Here is a 22,690-nt window from a genome sequence, read left to right as displayed (position 1 = left end):
AACCTCGGTTTCGCCCGGTCGGACAGGTCCGAAGTGCCGAACGGACTCACGGGGCGAGGGCGACGACGGGGGGATTTCGCTCATGGAGTTTCCGGTGGCACGCACCCGGGACGAGGCCCATCTCTACCTTGACCTGCATCCCTGCGAATGCGGTTCGGTGGAGACCGCGTGGGAGAGCGGCGTGGTCGCCATCGGCCCGGGGCTGGGCACCGTCTACGCGGGCACGTGCTCGGCCTGCGGCGCCGAACGCGAATTCGCGTTCGCCCTTCCGGAGCGCGAGGTGATGCCGGAGGGGTTCCCCACCTTCGGCGGCCCGGAGCCGTCGCAGCTCCTGGACGCGGGAGAGTGGCTGTGGGTGGCCGACATGACAGCGGGGAACGTGCCGCGAGACGACCCCGACGCCGCACTCCGGGCGCTGGCGATCGCACGCGCGGCGGTCGATGAGGTCGTGAAGTTCATCCCCGACGGCCGGGAGGAGGCGCCCGACGAGGCGTTCTGGTCCGCGCGCGGGGAGCGGATGCGCGCCGAGGAGCCGGGCCGGTTCCACCGCGAACGCCTAGTGATCGTCCGAGACACATATCGTGACCTTGCGGCGGAATACCGGTCCGCGTAATCCCGGGACGAAGGAGTGATCGCGTGCCCGACCTGCACGCCCGAACCCTGGTGGAGGCCCACCTCTTCATCAACCTGACGCTGGCCGGCGGCACCGCGTCCGAGGAGGTCGCCCGCGACCATGAGCGGTGGACCACGCTGACCGAGGGGGAGGACTCCTGGACGCTGCGGTTCGACGGCCCTCCGGACGCCGGGGCCGGCGAGCCCATCGAGCTCCAGGTCCCGTACGCGAGCGAGGCCGAGGCTCGCGAGGAGGGAGCGCGTTTCGGGGTCGGCATCTCCGAGGTGCTCGATCCGGGGCAGTGGCAGATCGTCAGCGCGGGCTACGCGCGGCGCGTGGTGGACGAGGACCTGCGGTTCGCCGAGGATCCGACCGGCCGTGACCGGTACGAGAGCGTGGTCAAGGGGTGGGAGTACGCCCGTGACGCGGCGGCCGAGGTGCTGAAGTTCATGCCGCCGGGAGTCGACGAGGTGCCGCCCGCGGCGTTCTGGACCGAGATGGGCCGGGCGGCGCACGAGCGCGAGCCGGACCGGTTCACCCGGTCCCGGCTCAACGACGACATCGCCTTCTACCAGGAGAGCCTGGACACCTTCACCGCGCTCTACGCCGACATCTGACGCTAGAAGCGTGACACCTCGCGTACGTCGATGCTCGTCGCCTTGCGGGCCAGCATGAAGGCCATGAGGGCGGCGAGCGCGAGGGCGACGACGGCTGCCACGACCAGTTCCAGCACGGTCGGCGCCCGTCCGATCCCCGCACCGATCCCGCTCGTACGGCCCTGCAGGTCGATGAGGCGAGTCGACATCACGAGGCCGCCGCCGATGCCGGCGATCACCGCGATCAGGGCCAGCACGCTCGTTCCGGACACCAGCGTCGTGGTCACCTGCCGCGGCGTCAGGCCCATGGCGCGCAGCACGACGATGTCACGCATGTGGTCGCGCAGCCCCACCGAGGCCGCGGTGAGCAGGTTCGCCACGCAGATCAACGCGAGCACGATGACGAGCCCGAACACCACGACCCGGACGACGAAGAGGCGCTGGGCCGGGTTCTGGGCGGCCTGGATGTCGAGCCGGTCCTCCGACTCGCGCAGCAGCCGCCGGCGTGCGGTGTCCACTGAGGCGCCCTGCCGCAGGACGATCCGGTACGACGGCGACGGGGTCGTGCGCACCGCCTGGTCCAGCGTGTCCATGCCGAACGACAGCACCTCGCCGCTCAGCGACGGCTCGATCGTGCGCCCGACGATGTGCACGATGACGGGGGCGCCGCCGATGGTGAGCCGTACGCGGTCGCCGACGTGGACGTGCAGGAGGTCGAGCAGTCCCTGGCCCGCGACCGCCTCGCCCGGCTTGGCGTACATCCGCCCTTCCCGTACCGGGAACGGGTAGGGCTGCTTGGACGTGCCGAGGGCCCGCGCCTGGATGGTCCGGGTCTGCCCGGGCAGCAGCGCGTCCATCTGCACCTCGGGGTAGACCGCGGTCACGTCCTGGTCGGCGGCGATGACCGCGCTGGCCTCGTACGGGACCAGGCCGACGGGGTGGGCGACCAGCGCGCCGGCCAGGCCGATCTGCTCGGGGTGGTTCTCGAAGTTGTCGAGCGTCGACCAGCAGCCGAGTGCGATCGTCACCATCACCATCGGGATGGCCAGGCCGCCGATCGTCATGGCGGCCCGCATCCGGCGGGTGAACGCGTCGCGGGCGCCGAGGACCAGCGCCGGAGGCAGGCGTACGAGCAGGGCGACGCGTGCGAACCGGGACAGCCGGCCGCTCGGCGGCTCCGCGGTGACCGTGCTGGTGGGGGAGACCCGGCTGCCCCGCCAGGCGGGCAGCAGCGTGGCCACCACCACGGCCAGGAGAGTGGCGATCGCGATCAGTGCCAGGCGGCCGAACGACAGGGGCGCCGTGGCCACGCCGGTGACCGAGCCGAACAGGCGCTGGGACAGCGAGGAGGCGGTCAGTATCGAGCCGAGCACGCTGCCGGCCACCACTCCGGCGAGCCCCAGGCAGGTCTGTTCCAGCAGCAGCATCCGCCGGATCTGCGCCGGGGTGAACCCCAGGGCCTTGAGCAGGGCGATGTCCTGGAGGAGGGAGAGGATGCGCCCGCCCGTGGCGTTGCCGATGGCGAGTGCGGCGGCGATCAGCGCGACGACGCCGAACATGCCCATCAGCAGGCCGAGCAGGCGGCTGTCCGTCTCCATCGACGCGCGCACCTGCTGCCACGTCGAGACCCGGTCCACGTGGTCGCCGCCGAGGACGGTGACCACGTGCTGGACGAAGAAGGCGCTCGCGCTCGGGTCGGACAGCTTCAGCCCGACCAACAGTTCGGTGCTGGCGGTACCCGGCTCGACGCTGTTCAGCACCCCCGGCAGCGTCCAGGCGATGCCGGGGGTCACCGAGGGGTAGGGGCCCTGGTCGGACGCGTCCGCGATGCCGATCACCGGCAGGTCGTGCCGACGTCCGTCGAGGCCGCGGACACTGAGGCTGTCACCGACCTCGGCGCGCAGGGTCCGGGCGAGCGTGCGCTCCAGGACGACGCCGTCGGGCCGGGACGGGTCGAGCCAGCGACCCTTGGCGACCACCGGCCGGCCGACCTGTGGCAGTGCGCTGCCCATCGCCCGCAGCTCGAGCGGTGCCCGCTGCCCTTCGCGCACCGCCGTCGCGACCGCGGTCTGGAACGGCCCGGAGACCCCGGTGACGCCGCTCATGTCCGGCAGTGAGGAGAGGTCGGTGCCGGCGCGTGCGTGGATCCACACGTGCGCGCCGTTCGAGCGCGCGAACACGCTCTTCCACGGGTCCATCGCGCCCGCGAGCATCGTGGTCGCGAGGATCAGCGCCGTGACGACGCCGGCCACGACGCTCACGGACAGCACGGCCTGGCCGGGACGGGTGCGCAGGTCGGCGCGTATCCAGCGGATGGTGGCGTGCACTGTGTCAGAGGTCCAGGATCGAGCCGATGGCGTTCTTACTGTCGGTCGGGGGCCGTACGTCGGCATCGTCGACGATCATGCCGTCGAACAGGGATATCACCCGATCGGCGGAGCTCGCCACTCGCGCGTCGTGCGTGACGAGCAGGATGGTCTGGCCTTGGTCGTGCACCTGTTCCAGCAGTCGTACGACGTCGCGCGTGTTGGTGCTGTCGAGGTTGCCGGTGGGCTCGTCGGCGAGCAGCAGGCTGGGCTCGTTGGACAGGGCCCGCGCCAGGGCGACGCGCTGCTGCTGGCCGCCGGACAGCCGCGCCGGCGAGGCGTCGGCACGGTCGCTGAGCCCCAGCTCCTCCAGGAGGTACTCCCGGCGCTCACGCGCCTGTTTGGGGTTGGCCCCGGCCAGCAGGGCGGGCAGCTCGACGTTGTCGGCGACGGACATGTTCGAGATCAGGTTGAAGAACTGGAACACCACGCCGATGTGGCGGCGGCGCAGCACCGCCCGGTCGGCCTCGCTGAGGTCGCTCAGGCGGTTGCCGCGCACCCAGATCTCGCCGCTGGTCGCGGGGACCAGCCCGGCGAGCAGGTGCAGCACGGTCGACTTCCCCGAGCCCGAGGGCCCCATCACGGCGACGAACTCCCCGGGACGCACGCGGAGGTCGATGCCCCGGATCGCGTGTACGTCGGTGCCGTCGGAATGGTGGACCTTCACCAGGTCCTTGGTCCGGATCATCGCGGCGTCCGGCTCCGGTTTCTCGGCAGGGCTCATGTCAGCGCCTCCTGGCGGCGGTCGAGCCATTCGAGGTCCGCCTGGAGATGCGGCCGGGCGCCCGCGACGAGCAGGGACGCGACGAGACTGCCACGTTGTCCTGGGTGGCCGGGGTCGGACAGGCCGCGCGGATTGTGGCAGTGGCGGCGCTGCCGGTTGATAAGGGTCATACGGTCGGCGGCTCCGGTCAGCGGGACGAGGGCGAGCTTGGAGAGGAACTCCTGGTCGAGCTCATATTCGTGAGCGGTCTCCTTGGCCGGCAGGGCCGACGACACCGATCGCACCCCCGACCACCTCCTCAGAAACCCTGCATGTCAGGCATGTTAGGGGTCATGGTGATGCCTGGACATAGGTAACGAACTTGAAACTTGTCGTTGACACCTGGATTACGGGTGTGCATAACATGCATGTACCCCAGTGAGGGGTCACAGAGAGGTTGACGATGGTGCGGTCGTTGGCAGGCGGTCTCCTTGCGATGGTTCTCGTCGCGGGCTGCGGCATGTCGAGTCCGTCCCACGCGGCGAGTGATGGCTCGACGGTGGCGACCAGTGGTCCGATCACGCTCGCCACCGGCCCGGATTTTACGGGTTACATGCGGCCATTGGTCGACAAATGGAACGCGGTGCATCCGTCCGAGAAAGTCACCCTGCTCACTCTTCCGGACGCCGCCGACGATCAGCACGCCCAGATGGTCACCAACCTTCAGGCGAAGAGTGACCGGTATGACGTGCTCAACCTCGACATCGTGTCGACGGCGGAGTTCGCCGACGCGGGATGGATCATCCCGCTCGACCGGCGGCAGTTCCCTCTGGACCAGTTCCTCAAGCCGGTCGTGGACACCGCGGTGTACGGCGGGAAACTGTACGGCGTTCCCTACACCAGCAACGCCGGCCTGCTGTACTACCGAAAGGACATTCTGGATAAAGCTGGCAAAAAGCCGCCCAGGACCTGGGCTCAGCTCCGCCAGCTCGCCATGACCCTCGCGCCCAAGTACGGACTCGAGGGCTACGCCGGCCAGTTCTTCCCCTACGAGGGGCTGACCGTCAACTTCGCCGAGGCCGTGCAGTCCGCCGGCGGGGCGATCCTCACCGACGACGGCACCAAGGTCGCGGTGAACTCCCCGCAGGCGCGGCAGGGTCTGAACTTCCTGGTGCAGGGCCTGCGGGAGGGTTGGATCACCAAGCGGTCCCTCACCTTCAAGGAAGAGGAGTCCCGCAAGGAGTTCCAGGACGGGCGGCTGCTCTTCCTGCGCAACTGGCCCTACGCGTACGGGCTCATGACCCGTCCGGGCAGCAAGGTCAGGAAGAAGTTCGGCGTCACCCTCCTGCCCGGCCAGGACGGCCCGGGCTCCAGCTCGCTCGGCGGCGCCAACCTCGCCGTCAGCGCCTACTCGCGGCACCAGAAGACCGCGATCGCATTCATCAAGTACTTCACGGGTCTCGAAAACGAGCGGGCCGTCCTCACCCAGGGGTCGTTCCCGCCCGTATGGGCGCGGCTCTATGACGATCCCGCGCTGATCAAACGCTTTCCCTACCTCCCGGTGCTCAAGCAGAGCATTCTCGCCGCCAAGCCACGGCCGGTGAGTCCGAATTACAACCAGGTGAGTCTCGCGATCTCCAATGCCGTGAGCGGGGCTCTCGCCTTCCGGCAAACGCCCGACGCGGCCATCTCCCAGATGGCCGGAGACCTCGGGAGCGTCATCACCAACCGCTGATTTTCTTAGAACGACGGTATTCACCGGGGTACCCCCTGGCCTTTTTCAGGGGGACCCAAAAGGCAACGCCAGGAGTTCTTCGTGGCATGCCCTGAATACCTGAACGGCCGACTCGGGGGCCCGAAAGAATGCAGAAAGGTACGCAGATGCAAGCAAGAGGTTTCTGGGCGACCGCGGTGACCGCGGGCCTGCTCGTCGCCACCGCCGCGTGTGGTGGCAGTGATGACAAGACCTCCGACTCGTCCAGCTCCGGCGCTGGCGGTCAGGAACTGAAGGGCGTGACGATCGAGGTCGCGGCCAAGTGGACGGGCGTTGAGCAGCAGAACTTCCAGAAGGTGCTGTCGGCCTTTGAGAAGAAGACCGGCGCGAAGGTGAATTACGCCTCGACCGGTGAGAATACGGATGCCTACCTTGGGCCACGCCTGCAGGCTCACCAGCCGCCGGATGTGGCGATTCTTCCGCAGCCGGGTCTGGTGGCGCAGTACGCGAAGAAGAACGACCTGAAGCCGTTGTCGGCGGATGTGACGGCGACGATCGATGCGAATTACACGCCGTACTGGAAGCAGCTCGGCTCGGTGGACGGCAAGGCCTACGGCGTGCTGGTGAAGGCGGCGTACAAGTCGATCATCTGGTACCGCACCAAGGCGTTCGACGACGCGGGCGTGCAGCCGCCGGCGGACTGGGCCTCCTTCACCAAGGCCGCGCAGACGCTGTCGGACGCGGGCTCGACGCCGTTCGAGCTGGCGGCGGGGTCGGGTGACTCCTGGACGCTGACGGACTGGTTCGAGAACGTGTACCTGTCCCAGGCGGGCCCGGACATGTACGACAAGCTGACCAAGCACGAGATCAAGTGGACCGACCCCTCGGTGACCAAGGCGCTGCAGGCGCTGGTGCAGATCTGGGGCAAGTCCAACATGATCGCCGGCGGCAGCGCGGGCGCGCTGCAGCAGAAGTTCGACGCCTCGGTCACCGACACGTTCGGCAAGAACAAGGCCGCGATGGTCTACGGCGGTGACTTCGCCGCCGCGAACATCGGCACGACCTCGGCGAAGGTCGGCACGGACGCGAAGGTGTTCGCGTTCCCCAAGGCCGGCACCACCACCCCGGCCGTCCTCGGTGGTGACACCGCGGTGGCGATGAAGGACTCCAAGGGCGCGATGGCGCTGATCAAGTACCTGGCCTCCCCGGAGGCCGGCACGGTGTGGGCCAAGGGTGGCGGCTACATCTCCCCGAGCAAGAACGTCAAGCCGGACGCCTACCCGGACGCGCTGACCAAGCAGCTGGTCTCCCAGCTGCAGGCGGCCGGCGACTCGGCCCGGTACGACATGTCCGACCAGACGCCGGCCGCGTTCGGTGGCACGCCGGGTCAGGGCGAGTGGGAGGACCTGCGGGCCCTGGTGAAGAACCCCGGTGACATCAAGGGCGCCCAGGCCAAGCTGGAGTCCGACGCGGCCAAGGCGTTCAAGTAGGCGCTGGGATCATGACCGCGATTACCGAAGAGATGGCCTCGCCGCAAGACGGCGGCGAGGCCGGAACGCCCCCCGACGAGGGCTCGGGCCGGCTCGGCCCGCCGTCCTGGCTCGCGCTGGGCTTCCTGCTTCCCGCGTTGCTGCTGCTGGGTGCGCTGGTGGTCTACCCGATCATCTACACCGCGATCCGCAGCCTCTTCGACGCCACCGGCAAGAAGATGGTGGGGCTGGACAACTACACCGCCATCTTCACTGACCACGACTCGTTGACCGCGGTGCGGAACACCGCGATCTGGGTGGTGGTCGCCCCGACCGTCGTGACGATCCTGGGCCTGCTGTTCGCTGTTCTGACCGAGCGGATCCGCTGGTCGACGGCGTTCAAGATGGTCGTGTTCATGCCGATGGCCGTCTCGTTCCTGGCCTCGGGTGTCATCTTCCGCCTGGTGTACGAGCAGGACCCCTCGATGGGTGTGGCGAACGCCGTGGTGACGAGCGTGCACGACACCTTCGACGGCGGCTCCCGCTATCCCGGCGCCTCGGTCCGCGACGGGGACAAGAGCCCCGATGTGGCGCAGGCGGGCGCGGTGACGACCCGAACCCCGGTGCAGGCCGGCCAGACCGCGCTTCTTCCCCTGGTCGGGGTCAAGCCGGAGAACCTTCCGAAGAAGCCCACCCCGGCCAAGGCTCCGCAGGCCGCCGCGGGCGGGATCTCGGGGCTGGTGTGGTTCGACTTCACCAAGGGCGGTGGGGGCACGCTCAACAGCCCCGACGCCACCGAGGCCGGCCTGGGCGGGATGAAGGTCCAAGCCGTCTCCGCCTCCGGGAAGGTGGTCGGGTCGACCACCACCAAGGACGATGGATCGTTCCTGATCAAGAAACTCCCCGCCGGGGCCTACACCCTCAAGTTGCCGAAGGACAATTTCACGGCGGCGTACGGGGGAGTGGACTGGCTGGGGTCGACGTTGATCACTCCGGCGATCATCGCGTCGTATCTGTGGGTGTGGGCCGGGTTCGCGATGGTGTTGATCGCGGCCGGGCTGGCGGCGATCCCACGGGACGCGCTGGAGGCGGCGCGGGTCGACGGCGCCACCGAGTGGCAGGTGTTCAGACGGGTGACGATCCCGCTGCTGGCGCCGGTCCTGACCGTGGTGTTCGTGACGTTGCTGATCTACGCGCTGAAGGTGTTCGACCTGGTGTTCATCATCGGCGGCGGTGATCCGAACGCCAGTGTTCTGGCGATGCGGATGTGGACCGAGTCCTTTGGCGGCGGCAACAACCAAGGGGCCGGCTCGGCGGTCGCGATCCTGTTGTTCTTGCTGGTCGTGCCCGCGATGTTGTTCAACCTGCGGCGCTTTCGACAGGAGAACCGATGAGCACCGACACCGCGGCCGCGCCGGCCGCGATCGACGAATCCCGCTCGGACTACAGCGGCGCACCCCGGCGCAGCATCGCCTCTCGCATCGTCTCCAAGGTCGGGGGCGGTGTGGTCCAGGTCGTGCTGATCCTGGTCGCCGTCATCTGGCTGGTGCCGACGCTGGGGTTGTTCGTGGCGTCGCTGCGTTCGCAGCAGGATGACAACTCCAGCGGCTGGTGGCACGTGTTCACCGCGCCCTCGCAGCTGACCTTCAAGGCCTACGGCGACCTTCTGGCCAAGCCGGACTTCGTGGACTCCTTCTGGAACACCGTGTTGATCGCGGTGCCGGCCACGTTGCTGGTGGTGGGGATCGCCTCGCTGGCGGCGTACGCGTTCGCGTGGCTGGAGTTCCCCGGCCGGGACTGGCTGTTCCTGATCGTGGTGGCGCTGCTGGTCGTGCCGGTCCAGGTCGGGCTGATCCCGGTCGCCAAGCTGTACGGGTGGATAGGGATCTTCGGATCGATCCCGAGTGTCGTGGCCTTCCACGTGGCGTTCGGGTTGCCGTTCGCGATCTTCTTGCTGCGGAACTTCTTCGCCGGGATCCCGCGTGACCTGCTGGAGGCCGCGCGGATGGACGGTGGGAAGGAATGGACGATCTTCATCAAGGTGATCTTCCCGCTCGGCGGGCCCGCGATCGCCTCGCTGGGGATCTTCCAGTTCCTGTGGGTCTGGAACGACATGCTGGTCTCGCTGGTGTTCGCCAACACGAGTTCCCAGCCCATGACCAAGTGGCTGCAGTCGCAGATGCGGCAGTTCACCGGGAACATCGACATCCTCGCCCCGGGCGCGTTCGTCTCACTCGTCGTCCCGCTGGTGGTCTTCTTCGCCTTTCAGCGGTACTTCGTGCAGGGCGTCCTCGCCGGATCCGTCAAATAAGAATGGCAGGCTGAATGTCACGCGAATCGCAACACGGTTCGCGTGACATTCAGTCAAGGGGGCGTGCTCTCGAAAGAGAATGCGCCGGGCTCGTCCGCCGTGCCGTACGCGGCAGGCTCAGGTGAGCTCCTCCTGGCAGCGCTCGAGCCACTCGAGGTCGGCCTGGAGGTGCAGGCGGGCACCCTCGATGAGGAGGAGCGCGACGGTGTTGTTCCGGTCGGTCGTCGCCGCGAGGTCGGACAGGCCGCGCATGAGGTTCAAGAGGTGACGTCGTTGCCGGTTGATCAGCGTCATCCGGTCGGCGGCCCCGGTCATCGGGGCCAGCGCGAGCTTCACGAAGAAGTCATCGCGCAGCTTGGGACCGTCGCTCTGCTCGTCGACCCAGGAGGCGAGGGCGTCGCGGCCGGCGGGGGTCAGCTCGTAGACCTTCTTGTTCGGCCGGCTGGTCTGCTCCACGTCCTGGCTGCGGACCAGGCCGTCCTTCTCGAGCCGTCCCAGGGTCACGTAGATCTGACCGATGTTCGGCGAGGGGTAAGCGCCTCCGAAGGTCTGCTCGAGCGCCTGCTTGAGCTCATACCCGTGAGCCGGCTCTTTGGCCAGCAGCGCCAACAACAGCGGTCGCACCTAGCGCCACCCCCTTTCTCCTACCTACATGTCAGCCATGTTAGGTCGGTCTGTCAAGCGCCTGCGATGCCCACAAACTCGGCATCCTCTATTGACTACTAGATAACGTCAATATATAACAAGCATGTATCGAGTATAGGCGGCCGCCATGGGAGTAGTCGAGATGCGTTCCATGATCAAAACCCCCATGACGACGGTCTGCCCGAATCGGGGGGACGGACTCCGGGTTCTCCGGGGCCTGCGATCGAGCCACGGAGGTGGCCCCGTGACCGAGCGAAGCGAGGGAATCGAAGGCACGGCCCCAGTGGTCACCTCCGACGAAGGAGGGCGAGTGACCGCGAACCACCGCGTACGGGCGGCCGGTCGACGTCCGGCGGCCCAGGAATCGATCCCGATGAGCCGGACCCAACCCACCGACGCACCCAACGACGACTCTCGTGGCCGGGACGCCGTCATCGACTGGCGCATCTCGGTCCCGGGCGTTCCCGCCATCGTGGCGGTCGCGCGCGGACTCGTCCGTGCGGCGCTCGAGCACTCGCCTCGCTGCGACGACATCGAGCTCGTCACCAGCGAGCTCATGACCAACGCCATCCGCCACACACCGAGTGGTGAGGCGGGCTCCCTGGTGACCCTCCGGATCCGGGGCCGCGCCGGATGGGCCCGAGTCGAGGTCGCCGACCTGGGCAGCCCCTCCTGGGCCGAGCCGGGGCCCGCGGCCGCGGAGGACGAACGCGGCCGGGGGCTGGGCATCATCCAGATGCTCGCCGACCGATCCGGCCGCGGGCCGGAGAACGGCGGCCAGGTGTCCTGGGCGGAGATCCACTGGGATGTCCCGCCCGGCGCCGGGCCCACGCGTTTCAACGCTGTTGATCGAAAGTAGTCGGCACGTCATTCGCCGACACCCCTATTTATCCGCCTTGCTTCTGGGCCGCCACCCCCAACTCGTATCTCGGCCGCGGCCCGCTCGAAAGGAGACCGTCCCTATGACTGCGATCACGCTGGATCGCCTTGACAAGACCTACCCGGCCGGCAACAAGGCCGTGGACTCATTGAGCCTGGAGATCAAGGACGGTGAGTTCATGGTGCTCGTCGGGCCGTCCGGGTGCGGCAAGTCGACGGCACTGCGCATGGTCGCCGGACTTGAGGAGATCACCGGCGGTGAGCTCCGGATCGGTGACCGGGTCATGAACCGGACGCCGGCGCGTGACCGCGACGTCGCGATGGTGTTCCAGAGCTATGCGCTGTACCCGCACCTGTCGGTGCGCCAGAACATCGGATTCGGGCTGACGCTCCGCAAGGTGCCCAAGGCGGAGATCCGCAAGCGCGTGGACGAGGTCGCCGAGGTCCTCGGCCTCACCGAGTTCCTGGAGCGCAAGCCCCGCAACCTGTCCGGTGGTCAGCGGCAGCGCGTCGCGATGGGCCGGGCGATCGTCCGCGAGCCGCAGGCGTTCCTGATGGACGAGCCGCTGTCCAACCTCGACGCCAAGCTCCGCGTCTCGATGCGTGCCTCCCTGGGCCAGCTGCACGAGCGCCTGGGCGTCACGACGGTGTACGTCACGCACGACCAGGTCGAGGCCATGACCCTGGGCGACCGCGTCTGCGTGCTGCGCGAGGGCAAGCTCCAGCAGGTCGACACGCCCCAGCGGCTGTTCGACAACCCGGTGAACCTGTTCGTCGCCGGCTTCATCGGCTCGCCCGCGATGAACTTCGTGGGCGCCAAGCTGGTCCGCGACGACGGTCCGCACGTGACCTTCGCCGGGTACAAGCTGCCGATTCCGGAGGAGACGCTGTCGGCGCGGCCGGGCCTCGACGGCTACTTCGACCGGGACATCATCCTCGGCGTGCGTCCCTCCGACTTCGAGGACTCCGCCCACGCCAGCAACGACCGGGCGCGGATCCAGGCCACGGCCGACCTGACCGAGGAGCTGGGCAGCGAGATCAACGTCATCTTCTCGATCGACGCGCCGCCCGTACAGCACAAGGACGCCGCCGACCTCGCGCAGGACGCCACCGACGGCGACGAGGGCGCGTCACTGCCGCTGTCGGACAACAAGGCGCTGTGGACCGCCCGCGTCAACGCCCGGGCGCGCGTCGAGGCCGGGCAGAAGATCGAGCTGGCCGTCGACAACCGCAGCCTGCACTTCTTCGACCCCCAGACGGGTCTGTCCATCACCGACTGATCACCCCCGATCTCAGGGCCCGCCGGACGCGACCACGCTCCGGCGGGCCCTGGCTCATCCAGGGCCTGTCTCAAAGCCCCGCTGTCCTACTACGGACGGGGACTTCGAGACAGGCCTTAGGGGGAAGCGCGCCGCCAGCGACGTACGGGCGTGCCGCACGAACGTCCGCGCCGCCGGGCCGACCGGGCCCTCGGACCGCCACGCGAACACCAGGCGCCCGCGGACCGCGGGCCGCAGCCGGATCGCGTGCAGCGCGTCCTCCCGGCCACCCATGATCGACTCCGGCAGGACGGCGACGCCGAGCCCCTGGGCGGCCAGCGCGGCGAGGAACCGCGGGTCGCCCGCCTCGAACACGAAGCGCGGCCGGTGCCCCGCCGCGCCGAAGGCGTCGTCCACGCAGGCGCGGATGCCGGTGCCGGGAGGCAGGCACATGAGCGGCCGCGAAGCGAGTGACCGCAGCGTCATCGTCTCCGTACCGGCCAGCGGGTCGTCCCGGCCGACGATGGCGACGAGCGGCTCGTCGGTGATGACCTGGACGTCGACGCCCGGAGGCGGGTCCGCCGCCAGGCCGGCGAACGCCACGTCGATCCGGCCGGCGCGCAGCGCGCCGAGCAGGGGACCCGAGCCCGCCTCGGACAGCGTGATCTCCACCGCCGGGTGACGCCGGTGGAACTCCGCCAGCAGCCCGGGCAGGTCCACGTCATGCGTGGCGGCCGAGGACACCATGCCGATGGTGACGTGCCCGCGCACCAGCCCGGTGAACTCCGCCGCCGCGTCGCGGGCACCGGAGACCGCCTCCAGCGCCGCCCGCGCGTACGGCAGCACCGCGGCCCCCACCTCCGTCAGGCGGACCGTACGGCCCGAGCGGTCGAGCAGTTCTTCGCCGAGCTCCCGCTCCAGCCGCCGGATCTGCGCACTCACGCCGGGCTGCGCCACGTGCAGCCGCTCGGCGGCACGCGTGAAGTTCGCCTCCTCGACCACCGTCACGAAGTACTCAAGCTGCCGAAGCTCCATAACGAATGATGCTAGCCGCCAGACGAACCAGCTCTTGGACTTATGGCTCGCGGACGGCCACGGTGGACGGGTGACTCATCCAGAGGGATCCATCGACATGCTCGCCGCGCTCAGGGAGCGGGTGCGCGGACCGGTGCTGGTGCCCGGCGACGAGGCGTACGACGCCGAACGGAACGGCTTCCAGACCGCCTGGCGGCACCGGCCCGCCGTGGCCGTCGGTGCGACGGGAGCGGCCGACGTCCAGGCGGCCGTGGCGTACGCCGCCGCCCTTGCGCTTCCGGTGGCGGTGCAGGCGACCGGGCACGGGCTGTCCGTCCCCGCCGAAGGCGGCCTGCTGATCGGCACGCGCCGGATGACCGGGGTCACGGTGGACCCCGGCGCGCGTACGGCCTGGATCGAGGCGGGCGCCCGCTGGGACCAGGTCCTGCGCGCGACCACCCCGTACGGGCTCGCGCCGCTGAACGGCAGCGCGCCGCACACCGGCGCGGTCGGTTACACGCTCGGCGGCGGGCTCGGGCTGCTGGCCCGCGCGTACGGGTACGCCGCGGACCACGTACGGGCGCTCGACGTCGTCACGCCCGACGGCCGGCTGCGGCACGTCACCGCCGACAGCGAGCCGGACCTGTTCTGGGCGCTGCGCGGCGGCCGGGACAACTTCGGCGTGGTGACCGGGATGCGCGTCGGTCTCGTGCCGGTCGACCGGCTGTACGGCGGCGGTCTGTTCTTCCCCGCCGACCAGGCGGTGGACGTGCTGGAGGCCTTCCGGAGCTGGACGGCCACGGTGCCCGAGACGATGACCGCCTCAGTGGGGATGATCCCGTTCCCGGACGTGCCGGGCGTGCCGGAACCGATGCGGGGCCGGCACATCACGCATGTGCGCATCGCCCATCTCGGCGACGCGGCCGAGGGGGAGCGGCTCGTCGCGCCGCTGCGGACCGCCGGCACGCCGCTGCGCGACACCCTCGCCGAACTGCCGTACGCCGAGGGTGGCTCGATCTACAACGACCCGGCCGAGCCGCACGGGTACTCCGGGTCCAACCTTCTGCTGCGCGACCTCGACGACCGGGCCGTGCGCACCGTGCACGAGCTGGCCGGTCCGGGCGCGCCGGTGCCGTGCGTGGTCGACCTGCGTCACCTGGGCGGCGCGCTCGCCCGTACGCCCGGCGTGCCGAACGCGGTCGGGTACCGGGACGCGCGGTTCATCCTGCGCGTCCTGTCGCCCCTGACCGGGGCCGGCCTCGACGTCGTACGCGCCGCGCACCGGCGGGTGTTCGACGCGATGGAGCCGTGGAGCGCCGGCGGCCGCTCCCTCAACTTCATCTACGGCGACGGGACCGCGGACCAGGTGCGCGAGGCGTACGAGCCGGCGGACCACCGGCGGCTCGCCGAGCTGAAGGCCGGCTACGACCCGGCGAACCTGTTCCGCCTGAACCACAACATCCCACCGGCCGAGGCGACGGCCTCCCTCAGGCGTGGGTGACGCGGAAGTCCTTGAACTCGAAGTCACAGTTGTCGCCGCGCAGCCCGACCGCGCCGCGGGCGAGGATGGCCGGGCCCTCGGCGCCGTCGTCCACCGCCGAGAGCACCTCGCGGTCACCGTGCCGGACGCTGATGGCGACGAGGTCGCCGCCGGACGTCCGGATCCGCACGGCGAACCGCTGCCACGCGCCGTACGGCACGGCGTAACGCGTCTGGCCGAGCGTGACGTACGTGCCGCCGTTCGTGGTCCCGCCGGGCCGTTTCTTCTTGATCACGACGAGGTCGTCGCGCCGGTTGAGCGAGACCACGTACAGCTCGGCCGGGCTCTGCCAGCGCAGGAAGACGTGCACTCCGTCGATCTCGGACGGGGCGGCGCGCCCGGAGGAGGTCAGCCCGAGGTTGCGCAGGTTCAGCGAGACCGTCACGTCGCCGAAGTCGTGGCGGCGGGTGGTCATCCGGAACACGCTCGATCCGCTCCCGTTGGAGGAGGCGGCGTTCGGCGTGGCCCGGTCGGGACTGCCGGACCAGGCCACGCCGTCGCGGACGAACAGCGAGCCGCTGGTGACGTCCCAGTCCTTGGACCTGCGGCCGTCCCGCGCCCCCGGGTTCCAGTGGGTGTACTCGTTGGTCACCAGCCGGTCCGGCCCGGAAAGGTCGGGAGCGAAGAGCGCCGGCCGCGGCCGGCCGAACGCCACGCCGGCCGCCGTGCCCGCGAGGACGAGCGCGGCGGCGGCGGTGACCAGGACGCGCCCCCGCCCCCGGCGTGGCGGGTCCGGCGACGCGGGAGGCGCGGGCGCCAGCCGGAGCCGCGGCGGCTGGTCGGCTCCATGGCTCTGTGGTCTCACGTTGGTCTCACGTTCCCCTGATCAGCCGGTGGCGAGAGCGGTGCAGAACCCACGGGCCCGCAGACTGCGGATGATCGTGGGCAGTGCCTGGACGGTGGCCGCGGACTGACGCACGCCGTCGTGCATCAGCACCACCGAACCGGGGACCACCTGGTCGATGACGGAGGCCGCGATGTCGCCCGGCGCGCGGCCGCGCCAGTCGTTGGTGTCGATCGACCAGCGGATGACGCGCATCCCGAGCGTCTTGGCCGTCGTGTCGACCTGGGCGTTGGTGTTGCCGAACGGTGGCCGGAACAGCTCGGGCGCGGGCGCCCCGGCGGCCGTGACCGCGTGCTGGGTGGCCGCGAGCTGCCACCGGATCTGGGCCGGATCCAGGTCCGCCATGTGCGGGTGGTCCCAGCTGTGGTTCTCCACGAGATGCCCGGCCCCGATCTCCGCCCGGATGAGGTCGGGCCGCGCGGTCGCCTTCTTGCCCATGACGAAGAAGGTGGCATGCACCCGGTACGCGGCGAGGACCCGGAGGATCTGCGGAGTGTAAATATCGGGGCCGTCGTCGAAGGTGAGCGCGACCCGTCCGCGGGCACAGCGGTTGCCGGTGCTCGCCTGCTGCAGCATCGCGTTGGTCACGATCCGGCGGGCCCGTTCGACGGGCTTGGCCGGTGGTGTCAGTACGTTCACGGCGAGCGCCGAGGTGAGGGCCAGGAAGCCCACCCCCACCCCGAGCTCTACGAGAGTCCTCCGTCCGGTCATGGATTCGCCGTGTCGGTGACGTTGTAGTCGTCGGTGTAGATCGTCCCGGTGCCGGCGAGGGACAGTCCGACGCTGAGGCCCGTGGCGCCCGCGGGCGCCGGTGGGCTGGTGAAGGCGGGCGTGCTGGTCCAGGTGGTGGTGGCCGGCACGGCCGGGCCGCTCGTCCAGTACACCCAGGTGCCCGCCGTGGTGCGGTAGTAGAGCGTCAGCTTGACCTCGACGCCGGCCGCCCAGCTGCCCTTGTACCAGATGGAGGACGTGTAGGTGTGGCCCGGAGTGGCGACCGGCGCGCACGTGTTGGCGTCCTGCGTTGTGACCAGTTTCCGGTCACCGCTGGTCCAGGCGGTCACGGCGAGCTTCTGGGAGTACGCGCCCGTGTGCGCGTCGGTGGACCGGGTCCAGGCGAAGGTGTTCGTGCCGTACCCGCCGTACTGGAAGCAGCGCGGCACGCTGCCCACGGCGCTCTCCAGCGAGGGGTTCTGCACCAGGTTCCCGCTGGTCGGCGGGTTGAGCGGCGGCCCGTTCACGCCGGGCTTCAAGGTGCCGCCGATCACCTGGTCGACGGTCTTGACGACCGTCCCGGCGGCCGACCGGGGCGCGAGCCAGTCCAGGAAGTCCGACAGCTCGCTCGGCGAGACCGCGTACTGGTTGTCGCACCCGTCGCAGACGTGGTGGATGACGAGCTGCACCCAGCCGCCGCCGTGCTGCTCGGCCTGGGTGACGAGTCCCTTCATCTGCGCGAGGCTCGTGCTGGTCTGGATCGAGTCGGGCGTCTGCGTGTAGTACGGGTCGGCGGGCGGGATCGTCTCGGCGTACCCGCAGCCGTCGCACGAGCCGGGCGAGACCACTCCGCCGACCGTGCGGGCGCTGTTGTAGCCGCAGTACGCGGCGGCCTGCTCCACCGACGTGTTGGCCGAGCCGAACGGGTAGGCGAAGTTCTTGGCCGTGAAGCCCCAGTTCAACAGGGTGACCCGGTCGTTGCAGATCTCACGCTTGACGTCGTCGGAGGACAGGGTGGTCAGGTCCGGATGGTCGACCGTGTGGCCGCCGATCTCGTCGCCGTCGGCGGCGAGCGCGGAGATGTCGTCCTTCGACATGTAGCCGCTCAGGTTGGTCTGGCCGCTGATGATGTAGAAGGTGCCGTGCATGCCGTGCGACTGCAGCAGCGGCCGCGCGTTGGTGAACTGGTCCTTGATGCCGTCGTCGAAGGTGAGCGAGACGGTGGTGTGCGTGTCCGCGTGCGCCGCGCGCGGCAGGCAGGGGATCAGGAACGCGAGCAGGGCGAGGGCGCCCAGTGTCGCGAGTCGAAGGGATGCCGGAGGGGACATGAACGGTCTCCCTGTCAGGTGGTGCCGGTGATCAGATGTGGTGAGCCGTAGACGAGCGTGTGCCGTCCGCCGTCGGCGGCGACGGCGAACTTCACGCCGCCTTCGTGCAGCCGGCGGTCGAAGACGACTTTGAGATGCCGCGTGCTCCCGACACGGACATCGGCGGTGTCGCGCCGCAGGAGGATGCGGATCCCCCGTACGGCGCCGCCCGGGGCGAGCCTGGTCCGGGCGAGTACGACGCGGGAGGCGTCGCCGATCTGTTCGCGGACGACCAGCGAGCCCTCGCCGAGGACGATCTCCAGCCGGCCCCGGTGGCCGGCGCCCGCGCCGTCGCGGACCGCGATGACGGCGGAGGCGTGGCGTGAGATGCCGCGCACGGTGGTGACCAGTGTGTAGTCCACCCACTGGCTGGTGTTGACGCCGCTGAGCAGGCAGGTGCCGTAGGTGTCGCTGCTGACGGCCAGTGCCGCCGGCCCGTGGTGGCAGGTCGCCAGGTCGCCCAGCCACGGCAGTCCGGCCAGCCTGGTCGGCGGGGCCACCGGCACGGCGTCGCGGATCATCTCCAGCAGGTCCGCCACCGACGTGGTGGCCCGTACGCCGATGCGCTCCAGCGTCCAGCGCGCGGACTGCGCGGAGATGGCGTTCACGTGCTCGGTCGGCACGTTCTCGCCGACGAACGCCGCGCCGAAGCCGGCGTCTCTGAGCACCCCCGGCATCGCCGTGGCGATGGCCGGGGTGTTGCCGGTGCTGCCGGTGTCGCCGAACGGGTAGGAGAACGCGCTCGCCGGCCGGCCGAACACCTGGCGGAAGAAACCCTGGCTCTTCGCCAGGTCCGCGGCGACCCGGGAGCGCCAGGCGGACATCGACTCCTCGTGCCCGTGGACCAGGATCCGGTTGCTCATCGGCGGCGCCAGGTCGCCGGGCACCGTGGTCTGGGAGTGCAGCGCGTAGGAATGCGAGCCGAACTCCCAGCGGCCGTTCGCTCGCAGACCCCGGAGTTGCCGTGTGGACAGGTAGTAGGACGGGGTGCCGGCCGAGACGATCTTGGACGTGGTGAGGAACGCGACCGCGTTGAAGTGGTACTTCTTCAGCACCGGGTCGACGGTCGTCCAGTCCGTGAGCGTGCCGTCGTCGAAGGTGAGCAGCAGCGCCCTGGCGGGCAGCCGCACCGGCTGGTGCGAGATCAGCTTCTCCACGTCCGAGAGGCGGACCGTGTGGTAGCCCGCCGCCGCCAGCGCGGCCATGTGCTGGCCGAACAGGCGCCGGGTCAGCGTGCTGCCGGCGTGGTCGTCGTCGGACACCGCGTGGTACGTCAGCGCGACGACCGTGCCGGGGTAGGCCGGCAGCTCCTCCGCCGCGCGTGTGGTCGCCGCGTCGATGACCGCGGGCACCGGGGGGCGCTGGTGCGGGTCGAACGGGCGGCTGACCGCGATCCACACCAGGACCACCACCGCGAGCGAGGCGACGAAGACCGCGCCGGTGACCGTACGGGCCAGCCGGACGCCCGTGGACGGCCGGCGGACCAGCTGCCGTGGCTCAGCCATCTCGCACCGCCCCGGTCGGCGCCACCACACGCGGGTACGCGGGCGGGGCGTCCTCGTCGACGGCCCGGGTGCCCCACTTGCCGTCCCGGATGCGGGCGATCGCCCAGAGGAGCTGCGGTGAGAAGGCGATGTAAAAGAAGGTGCCGAGGAAGGCGTAGAGCCACATCCCGTCGTTGCGGAGCGTGCGGTAGACCAGCGCGTATCCCATGGACACCAGGTAGAGGCCGAGGAAGTAGATCAGCGGTGAGTGCCCGCCGACCACGGTCCTGGCCAGGGTCAGCCCGATGACGATCGGGCTGAGCAGGCCCGCGCAGGTCTGCACCGCCACCGACGGCAGCGCGCGGGTGCGGCTCCGCCACACGTGGGAGAGGAGCAGCGGCCCCTCCCGGCTCCACGACTTCTTCCAGCGGAGCTGCTGCCGGAAGAACTTGCGGTAGCGGTCCGGCGCATCGGTCCACGCCTCGGCCTCGGAGTCGTACCGGGTGATCCAGCCGGCCTTGACGACCCGGTTGGTCAGGGCCCGGTCGTCCCCGTACGTGCATGCCGTGCCGAGGAACCGCTGGTGCTCCCAGCGGTCCAGCAGCGGCGCCACCGCCGCCCGCCGGTAGGCGGCGAAGCAGCCGGAGCAGCACGTCACCGCGCCCAGCACCGACTCGGCGCTCTTCAGCAGCTGGAACGACACGTAGTACCGCGCGGCCTGCATCCGGGTCAGCGTGTTGGTCTCCGCGTTGCGCACGTACGTCAGCCCGGAGATCGCCCCGACCCGGGGGTCGGCGAAGCCCTGCACGAGCTTGCGCACCGCGCCGGGCGCCGGCATCGAGTCCGAGTCGACGAAGACCAGGATCTCCGCGGAGGTGGCGCGGATGCCGGCCGCCATCGCGGCCCGCTTGCCGAGGTTCTCCCCGAGGTCGACGCAGCGGACCGCGCCGCGCGGGTAGTCGGCCGCCGCCGCGAGCATCCGCTCCCACGTGTCGTCGGTGGAACCGTCGTTGACGACGACGAGCTCCATCCGGTCCGCCGGGTAGTCCAGCGCCATGCACGAGTGGATCGTGCGCGCCACGGCCGCGCCCTCGTTGAACGCCGGGACGACGATCGCCACGTACGGGGTCAGCCCCGCGTCGCGCGGCGCCCGGTAGAAGGCGGCGAGCACGAACCTGCTCAGTACGTAGCTGCTGACGAGGATCGTGTACAGCGGCGTGACGATGTTGCCGCGCAGGAAGGCGACCTTCACTCCCACGTGCCAGCCGATCAGCACGCAGATCAGCAGCGTCCCGGCCAGCGCGGCCAGGGACGCGAGCCGGGCCGTCACAGCACCGCCCGGCGGATCGGCCCGGACAGCCGGTAGGTGGTGTCCAGGACGAGCCGGTCCTCGCCGAGCCAGCCCAGGTCCATCGCGCGGTGCCGGGTGTGCACGATCACCAGATCCGTGGCCGCGGCCGCCGGATCCTCACTGTGGAGCACCCGGTCACCGACCCGTACCTCGGGCACGTGCGGGTCGTGATAGGCGACCGTGGCGCCGCCCGCCAGCAGGCTGGTCATGATCTCCAGCGCCGGCGACTCGCGCACGTCCTCCACGTCCGGCTTGTACGTGACGCCCAGCACGAGCACGCGCGCCCCGGCCAGGCCCAGGCCGGCGTCCGACAGCACCTCGCGGACCCGCTCCACGACCCGATGGGGGCGGCCCGCGATCGCGGCCATCGCCTCGGTGACCACCGGGGTCTGCAACCGCTTCTCGCGTAACTGCCAGAGCAGGTAGTGCGGGTCGCACGGGATGCAGTGCCCGCCGGCCCCCGGCCCGGGAAAGAACGGCATGAACCCGTACGGCTTGGTCGCGGCCGCCTTGATGACCTCCATGATGTCCAGGCCCAGCGTCCGGCCCACCTCGGCCATCTCGTTGGCCAGCGCGATGTTCACCGCGCGGAAGGTGTTCTCGAAGAGCTTGGTCAGCTCCGCCGCGCCCGTGGAGGACACCTCGTGCACGTTGCGGGTGCAGTGCGCGAGGACCTTCGCCGCCGCGGCCGTGCACTGGGGCGTGGTCCCGCCGACGACCCGCGGCACGACCTCGTGGGTGTACCGGTCGTTCCCCGGGTCGATGCGCTCGGGGCTGAACGCCACGAACACGTCCTGCCCGGCGCGCAGCCCGCGGGCGGCCAGCGGCGCGGCGAGCAGGTCCTCCGTGCAGCCGACGTAACTGGTCGACGTCAGGATGATCACCTGTCCGGGTACGGCCTGCCGCACCGCGGCGTCACAGGCCACCGCCAGCGCCCGCAGGTCGGGCACCAGCTGCGCGGTGACCGGCGTGGGCACACAGATGATCACGGCGCGCGCCCACGAGGCGTAGGACGGATCCGTCACCAGCGCGAAGCCGTCGTCGTTCAGGGCGGCCTCCAGCCGCGCGCGGTCCGACTCGAGCAGGTCGACCGCGCCGTCCCGTACCTTCGCGAGCCGCTCCGCGCTGACGTCGACGGCCAGCACCCGGCCCCCCGCCGCGTGGAACGCCAGAGCGGTCGGCAGACCCACGTACCCCAGACCGATGATCGCCACGTCGTACGTGCCGCAGGCCGGCGCGGGCCATGTCGTCTCGGGCCCCGCCGCGGTCACGCGTTCACCCGACCAGCGTTTTCGGCAAGGACATACTCGATGCGCTTGACCGGCATTGGTGTTCTCCCCGCTTTTTTCGAGAGGTTCCCCCGCGCCCACCACCGGACCGGTGCGTGGCGCCTTAGGAATGGTGCGTGGGGCCGCCGGTACGCGAAATCCGTCACTCGACGCAGACCACTACGTCCGATTCGGGATGCCTGTGACGGTTGCTGGGGCTAAATCACCTGACGTGTGGGGTGGTAGAAACCAAATTTCGCGTTATTGCGGTAAACGAAAATTAACTTATGTCCACCTTGGCGTGGCGACCGAAACCCGGTGAGCTGCGAAATGTCAGGCGATATCTCCTGCGGGTCGGCTGAACGCCGGCGGCCCGGTGGGCCGTCCGTCCGGGGGTCGCGTCGCCCGTCACCGCCGGTGCGGGCGCCGTCGTCGTGCGCAGGATGGCCGTCTGCGGCCAATGCCTGATCGTGACGGCGGCCGTCTTGAGGAAATGACTTTCGGGCGTTATCGGTAAGACGATTCGCGTCGATGGAAAACGCTTGCCGATCTTCGG

General features: G+C 70.0%; 20 protein-coding genes. 9 read left to right on the top strand and 11 right to left on the bottom strand.

Annotated features, from left to right (window positions below; genetic code table 11):
- Positions 1–94: 94 nt before the first annotated feature.
- Both QSK37_RS14765 and QSK37_RS14760 read left to right on the top strand, forming a co-directional pair.
- Positions 95–613: a hypothetical protein gene (locus QSK37_RS14765; protein WP_285620728.1), complete on the top strand. Its 519-nt coding sequence runs from the start codon at positions 95–97 to the stop codon at positions 611–613.
- 23 nt (positions 614–636) lie between these two features.
- The gene (locus tag QSK37_RS14760; protein WP_285620726.1) at positions 637–1,230 is read left to right on the top strand and encodes a hypothetical protein; all 594 of its coding nucleotides are present in this window, start codon (positions 637–639) and stop codon (positions 1,228–1,230) included.
- A 2-nt stretch (positions 1,231–1,232) separates the two neighbouring features.
- On the opposite strand, the gene QSK37_RS14755 is transcribed toward QSK37_RS14760, so the two are convergent.
- Genes QSK37_RS14755 through QSK37_RS14745 form a run of 3 tightly spaced genes read right to left on the bottom strand, consistent with a single transcriptional unit; the run spans position 1,233 to position 4,583 of the window.
- On the bottom strand, positions 1,233–3,536 hold the full coding sequence (locus tag QSK37_RS14755; protein WP_285620724.1) for an ABC transporter permease: 2,304 nt from the start codon (positions 3,534–3,536) through the stop codon (positions 1,233–1,235).
- Positions 3,537–3,540: 4 nt separating this feature from the next.
- Positions 3,541–4,299: an ABC transporter ATP-binding protein gene (locus QSK37_RS14750; protein WP_285568264.1), complete on the bottom strand. Its 759-nt coding sequence runs from the start codon at positions 4,297–4,299 to the stop codon at positions 3,541–3,543.
- Complete coding sequence (locus QSK37_RS14745; RefSeq protein WP_285620720.1) at positions 4,296–4,583, bottom strand: hypothetical protein; 288 nt, start codon at positions 4,581–4,583, stop codon at positions 4,296–4,298. The genes QSK37_RS14750 and QSK37_RS14745 overlap by 4 nt, the downstream gene beginning before the upstream one ends.
- Positions 4,584–4,741: 158 nt before the next feature.
- On the opposite strand from QSK37_RS14745, the gene QSK37_RS14740 reads away from it, so the two are divergent.
- From QSK37_RS14740 to QSK37_RS14725, 4 genes are all read left to right on the top strand, one after another.
- Complete coding sequence (locus QSK37_RS14740) at positions 4,742–6,013, top strand: ABC transporter substrate-binding protein (protein WP_285620718.1); 1,272 nt, start codon at positions 4,742–4,744, stop codon at positions 6,011–6,013.
- A gap of 146 nt (positions 6,014–6,159) precedes the next feature.
- Complete coding sequence (locus QSK37_RS14735) at positions 6,160–7,482, top strand: ABC transporter substrate-binding protein (RefSeq protein ID WP_285620717.1); 1,323 nt, start codon at positions 6,160–6,162, stop codon at positions 7,480–7,482.
- 11 nt (positions 7,483–7,493) lie between these two features.
- The gene (locus tag QSK37_RS14730) at positions 7,494–8,855 is read left to right on the top strand and encodes an ABC transporter permease (RefSeq protein ID WP_432705566.1); all 1,362 of its coding nucleotides are present in this window, start codon (positions 7,494–7,496) and stop codon (positions 8,853–8,855) included.
- Complete coding sequence (locus QSK37_RS14725; protein ID WP_285568271.1) at positions 8,852–9,772, top strand: carbohydrate ABC transporter permease; 921 nt, start codon at positions 8,852–8,854, stop codon at positions 9,770–9,772. The genes QSK37_RS14730 and QSK37_RS14725 overlap by 4 nt, the downstream gene beginning before the upstream one ends.
- A 117-nt stretch (positions 9,773–9,889) precedes the next feature.
- Here the strand turns inward: QSK37_RS14725 and QSK37_RS14720 are convergent, their stop codons facing one another.
- Positions 9,890–10,396 (bottom strand): PadR family transcriptional regulator, encoded by a 507-nt coding sequence (locus tag QSK37_RS14720; RefSeq protein WP_285568272.1) that lies wholly within the window; start codon positions 10,394–10,396, stop codon positions 9,890–9,892.
- A gap of 331 nt (positions 10,397–10,727) precedes the next feature.
- Here QSK37_RS14720 and QSK37_RS14715 point away from each other — a divergent pair, with 331 nt between their 5' ends.
- The gene (locus QSK37_RS14715) at positions 10,728–11,276 is read left to right on the top strand and encodes an ATP-binding protein (protein ID WP_285568273.1); all 549 of its coding nucleotides are present in this window, start codon (positions 10,728–10,730) and stop codon (positions 11,274–11,276) included.
- 103 nt (positions 11,277–11,379) lie between these two features.
- Positions 11,380–12,576 (top strand): ABC transporter ATP-binding protein, encoded by a 1,197-nt coding sequence (locus tag QSK37_RS14710; protein WP_285620715.1) that lies wholly within the window; start codon positions 11,380–11,382, stop codon positions 12,574–12,576.
- A gap of 54 nt (positions 12,577–12,630) precedes the next feature.
- Here QSK37_RS14710 and QSK37_RS14705 read toward each other — a convergent pair whose 3' ends face one another.
- Positions 12,631–13,590, bottom strand: a complete 960-nt coding sequence (locus QSK37_RS14705) for a LysR family transcriptional regulator (protein ID WP_285620713.1) — start codon at positions 13,588–13,590, stop codon at positions 12,631–12,633.
- Positions 13,591–13,660: 70 nt separating this feature from the next.
- Between QSK37_RS14705 and QSK37_RS14700 the strand changes: the two genes are divergently transcribed.
- Positions 13,661–15,070, top strand: a complete 1,410-nt coding sequence (locus QSK37_RS14700) for an FAD-binding oxidoreductase (protein ID WP_285620711.1) — start codon at positions 13,661–13,663, stop codon at positions 15,068–15,070.
- On the opposite strand, the gene QSK37_RS14695 is transcribed toward QSK37_RS14700, so the two are convergent.
- Genes QSK37_RS14695 through QSK37_RS14670 form a run of 6 tightly spaced genes read right to left on the bottom strand, consistent with a single transcriptional unit; the run spans position 15,057 to position 22,137 of the window.
- Positions 15,057–15,914 (bottom strand): hypothetical protein, encoded by an 858-nt coding sequence (locus QSK37_RS14695; protein WP_285620709.1) that lies wholly within the window; start codon positions 15,912–15,914, stop codon positions 15,057–15,059. The genes QSK37_RS14700 and QSK37_RS14695 overlap by 14 nt on opposite strands.
- Before the next feature lie 21 nt (positions 15,915–15,935).
- Positions 15,936–16,664 (bottom strand): polysaccharide deacetylase family protein, encoded by a 729-nt coding sequence (locus QSK37_RS14690; RefSeq protein ID WP_285620708.1) that lies wholly within the window; start codon positions 16,662–16,664, stop codon positions 15,936–15,938.
- Positions 16,661–17,992 (bottom strand): polysaccharide deacetylase family protein, encoded by a 1,332-nt coding sequence (locus QSK37_RS14685; protein ID WP_285620706.1) that lies wholly within the window; start codon positions 17,990–17,992, stop codon positions 16,661–16,663. The genes QSK37_RS14690 and QSK37_RS14685 overlap by 4 nt, the downstream gene beginning before the upstream one ends.
- A 14-nt stretch (positions 17,993–18,006) precedes the next feature.
- Positions 18,007–19,536 (bottom strand): polysaccharide deacetylase family protein, encoded by a 1,530-nt coding sequence (locus QSK37_RS14680; RefSeq protein ID WP_285620704.1) that lies wholly within the window; start codon positions 19,534–19,536, stop codon positions 18,007–18,009.
- Positions 19,529–20,845 carry a glycosyltransferase family 2 protein gene (locus tag QSK37_RS14675; RefSeq protein ID WP_285620701.1) on the bottom strand — a complete coding sequence of 439 codons (1,317 nt, stop codon included), beginning with the start codon at positions 20,843–20,845 and terminating at the stop codon, positions 19,529–19,531. Before QSK37_RS14675 ends, QSK37_RS14680 begins: the two co-directional genes overlap by 8 nt.
- Positions 20,842–22,137 carry a nucleotide sugar dehydrogenase gene (locus QSK37_RS14670; RefSeq protein WP_285620699.1) on the bottom strand — a complete coding sequence of 432 codons (1,296 nt, stop codon included), beginning with the start codon at positions 22,135–22,137 and terminating at the stop codon, positions 20,842–20,844. The genes QSK37_RS14675 and QSK37_RS14670 overlap by 4 nt, the downstream gene beginning before the upstream one ends.
- Positions 22,138–22,690 lie beyond the last annotated feature (553 nt).

The organism is Actinoallomurus iriomotensis (assembly GCF_030269445.1).
Lineage (GTDB): Bacteria > Actinomycetota > Actinomycetes > Streptosporangiales > Streptosporangiaceae > Actinoallomurus > Actinoallomurus iriomotensis.
Note: the sequence above shows the minus strand (reverse complement) of the source record. Positions and strands in the feature narration are given on the sequence as shown.

Bases quoted from the DNA above. Each gene is read 5' to 3' on its own strand.
- QSK37_RS14685 (WP_285620706.1), bottom strand. From the start codon at position 17,992: ATGTCCCCTCCGGCATCCCTTCGACTCGCGACACTGGGCGCCCTCGCC.
- QSK37_RS14725 (WP_285568271.1), top strand. From the start codon at position 8,852: ATGAGCACCGACACCGCGGCCGCGCCGGCCGCGATCGACGAATCCCGC.
- QSK37_RS14740 (WP_285620718.1), top strand. From the start codon at position 4,742: ATGGTGCGGTCGTTGGCAGGCGGTCTCCTTGCGATGGTTCTCGTCGCG.
- QSK37_RS14690 (WP_285620708.1), bottom strand. From the start codon at position 16,664: ATGACCGGACGGAGGACTCTCGTAGAGCTCGGGGTGGGGGTGGGCTTC.
- QSK37_RS14705 (WP_285620713.1), bottom strand. From the start codon at position 13,590: ATGGAGCTTCGGCAGCTTGAGTACTTCGTGACGGTGGTCGAGGAGGCG.
- QSK37_RS14730 (WP_432705566.1), top strand. From the start codon at position 7,494: ATGACCGCGATTACCGAAGAGATGGCCTCGCCGCAAGACGGCGGCGAG.
- QSK37_RS14680 (WP_285620704.1), bottom strand. From the start codon at position 19,536: ATGGCTGAGCCACGGCAGCTGGTCCGCCGGCCGTCCACGGGCGTCCGG.
- QSK37_RS14735 (WP_285620717.1), top strand. From the start codon at position 6,160: ATGCAAGCAAGAGGTTTCTGGGCGACCGCGGTGACCGCGGGCCTGCTC.
- QSK37_RS14750 (WP_285568264.1), bottom strand. From the start codon at position 4,299: ATGAGCCCTGCCGAGAAACCGGAGCCGGACGCCGCGATGATCCGGACC.
- QSK37_RS14710 (WP_285620715.1), top strand. From the start codon at position 11,380: ATGACTGCGATCACGCTGGATCGCCTTGACAAGACCTACCCGGCCGGC.